The sequence below is a fragment of the Elstera litoralis genome (genome assembly GCF_000963705.1).
GTDB classification, from domain to species: Bacteria; Pseudomonadota; Alphaproteobacteria; order Elsterales; family Elsteraceae; genus Elstera; species Elstera litoralis.
In genome coordinates this window covers 1-2898 of the sequence record NZ_LAJY01000574.1, presented here as the reverse complement: position 1 = coordinate 2898, position 2898 = coordinate 1, and the positions used below count along the sequence as shown (strand labels likewise).

At 58.9% G+C, this 2898-nt stretch carries 4 protein-coding genes and 1 pseudogene; all 5 read left to right on the top strand.

The features are described 5' to 3' along the window. Positions 1-416: 50S ribosomal protein L11 (gene rplK / locus VZ95_RS17645; protein ID WP_084627891.1), on the top strand; the 416-nt coding region annotated here is incomplete at its 5' end. A 4-nt stretch (positions 417-420) separates the two neighbouring features. Continuing rightward, positions 421-1118, top strand: a pseudogene (rplA, locus tag VZ95_RS17640) (50S ribosomal protein L1). Positions 1119-1441: 323 nt separating this feature from the next. Next, positions 1442-1963 carry a 50S ribosomal protein L10 gene (gene rplJ / locus VZ95_RS17635; RefSeq protein ID WP_045777027.1) on the top strand — a complete coding sequence of 174 codons (522 nt, stop codon included), beginning with the start codon at positions 1442-1444 and terminating at the stop codon, positions 1961-1963. A gap of 49 nt (positions 1964-2012) precedes the next feature. Next, the gene (gene rplL, locus VZ95_RS17630; protein ID WP_045777026.1) at positions 2013-2387 is read left to right on the top strand and encodes a 50S ribosomal protein L7/L12; all 375 of its coding nucleotides are present in this window, start codon (positions 2013-2015) and stop codon (positions 2385-2387) included. 244 nt (positions 2388-2631) lie between these two features. After that, the coding region (locus VZ95_RS17625) for a hypothetical protein (RefSeq protein ID WP_045777025.1) at positions 2632-2898 on the top strand (267 nt) is incomplete at its 3' end.

Sequence of the window (2898 nt, the reverse complement as noted above, 5' to 3'; positions counted from 1 at the left end):
TTGGCTACATCAAGCTACAGGTGCCGGCAGGCAAAGCTAATCCGTCACCGCCCATTGGTCCGGCGCTCGGTCAGCGCGGTCTGAACATTATGGAATTCTGCAAAACCTTCAATGCGCAGACGCAGCAGCTTGAAGTTGGGATGCCGATTCCGGTGGTCATCACCGCCTACGGCGACCGTACCTTCACGTTCGTGATGAAGACCCCGCCGGTGACCTACTTCGTCAAGAAGGCCGCGGGTATCGACAAGGGCTCCCAGACCACGGGTAAGGGCGCCAAAGTCGGTCAGATCTCGATGGATCAGATCCGCGAAATCGCCGCGAAGAAGATGCAGGACCTCAATGCCAATGACATTGACGCCGCTGCAACCATGATCGTCGGTTCGGCCCGGTCTATGGGCCTGGAAGTGGTAGGGTAAGCGGATGGCGCAGGTAGGCAAGCGTCTGAAGAAGGCGTATGAAGCGTTGATTCCGAAGCGATGGTATCGCTGGAACAAGCCGTTAGCATGATTAAGGGCCGGGCGACCGCGAAGTTCGATGAAACCATCGAAATCGCCATGAACCTAAACATCGATCCCCGCAAAGCCGATCAGGCGCTGCGCGGTGTTGTCTCGCTGCCGAACGGCACGGGCAAGACCTTGCGCGTCGGCGTCTTCGCGCGCGGTGCCAAGGCTGAAGAAGCCAAGGCCGCCGGGGCCGATGTTGTCGGGGCCGAAGATCTGATGGAAATCGTCCAGGGCGGCAAGATCGAGTTCGATCGCTGCATTGCGACGCCGGACATGATGGCGATTGTCGGTCGTCTCGGCAAGGTGCTCGGCCCGCGCGGTCTGATGCCGAACCCGAAACTCGGCACCGTCACCACCGATGTGGCCGCCGCCGTGGCTGCCGCAAAGGGCGGTCAGGTGCAGTTCCGTGCCGAAAAGGCCGGGATTGTCCACGCCGGTGTTGGCAAAGCCAGCTTCTCCGAAGAAGCGCTCTTGGAAAATGTCAAAGCGTTCGTTGGCGCGATCAATCGCAACAAGCCGACCGGCGTGAAGGGCATCTACATTAAAAAAGTCAGCCTCAGCTCGACCATGGGTCCGGGCGTGAAGCTGGAAATCGGCACGCTGGCAGCCCTCTAGGCTGGCAGTATTCCGATAAAAGTTCCCCGGAGCGCTTCGGCGCTTCGGTCGGACTGAAGAAGAGGGGGCAACCCGGATTTTTCAGTCCCCTGTCCAAGACCATTGGTGCCAAGGGGCTTCGCCCCAAAGCTTAATGTTCCAACGGTAGACGGGAAGTGAAACGAACCAAAGCCTTAGGGATATTGGGGAAAGACTTCTCGCGGACAGGCGAACCTTGGATGACCTTCGGGTCATCATTGTGTGCCCTGGGGGTTTCTCTTGAAATCCTTGGGTCGTATCGGGAAGGCAGATTGTCTGCCCTCCCTTGATGACGGAGACGAGACGTGGACCGTTCCGAGAAAAAGGAGCTGGTTTCGTCCTTGCACTCTGCGTTGCTGAACGCCGGTTTGGTGGTCATTACCCAACAAAAGGGTATGACGGTTGCCGAAACGACGAATCTGCGGCGCAAAATGCGGGCCGGACAGGCTTCCTTCAAAGTTGCGAAGAACAGGCTCGCTAAGCTCGCCCTCGTCGGCACGCCTTACGAAAACCTCAGCCCCCTGCTGAAGGGTCCGACTGCGCTTGCGTATTCGACCGACCCGGTTGCAGCGGCGAAGGTGATCGTCGAGTTCGCCAAGACAAACGACAAGCTCACCGTTGTCGGCGGTGCCCTTCCGGGCACAGTGCTGAACAGCGACGGTGTGAAGGCCCTTGCTATGCTGCCGTCGCTCGACGAGCTGCGTGGCAAGCTCATCGGTGTTCTGCAAGCCCCGGCCCAAAAGGTCGCTGCGGTTATTCAGGCACCGGTCAGCCAGTTGGCCCGTGTTGTCAAGGCGTATGCCGACAAGGACGAAGCAGCGGCCTAATTGTCGCAAGCTTAACCTTTCCCAAATTTACCCTCCTAGGAGATAGAACATGGCTGATTTGGCCAAAATCGTTGACGATCTCTCGGCGCTGACCGTTCTGGAAGCCGCTGAGCTTGCAAAGCTGCTCGAAGAAAAGTGGGGCGTCACCGCCGCCGCTCCGGTTGCCGTTGCTGCTGCCGGTCCGGCCGCTGCTGCTGCTCCGGTTGAAGAGCAGACCGAATTCAACGTGATCCTCGTCGATGCCGGCGAAAAGAAGATCAACGTGATTAAAGAAGTCCGCGCGATCACGGGCCTCGGCCTGAAGGAAGCTAAGGACCTCGTCGAAGGCGCACCGAAGGCCGTCAAGGAAGCCGTCTCGAAGGACGAAGCTGCCAAGATTAAGAAGGTGCTTGAAGAAGCCGGTGCTAAGGTCGACGTAAAGTAAGCTTCTGGCAGCCTTCGGGCAGCAAGAGGCTAAGCTGTTCGGCTAGCTCGGGGATATGGCGGCGTTCGCGTGAGCGCACCATATCCCCAACCGAACGGCAGAGGGTGCGTACTGCAGAGCGGGCCTGCGGGGCGCCGGATACTCCGGGGCAGCAAGGGCCTGTTCCCGTTTGCGGAAGAATCGACGGCCACGCGAGGCCCGATTCCGGGCGCGGCGGCGGAACATAGACGATTGAGGGGCAGCAATGGCGAAGTCGTTCACGGGTCGTAAGCGGGTTCGGAAGAGCTTCGGGCGTATCCCGGAAGTGGCACAAATGCCGAATCTGATTGAGGTGCAAAAAAGCTCCTACGATCACTTCCTGCAAATGAACGTCGCGCCGGAACAGCGCGCCGCAGTTGGGCTCCAAGAAGTGTTCCGGTCGGTATTTCCGATTAAGGACTTCTCCGAGCGCTCCCAGCTTGAGTTCGTGAAATACGAACTGGAAGAGCCGAAATATGACGTTGAAGAGTGC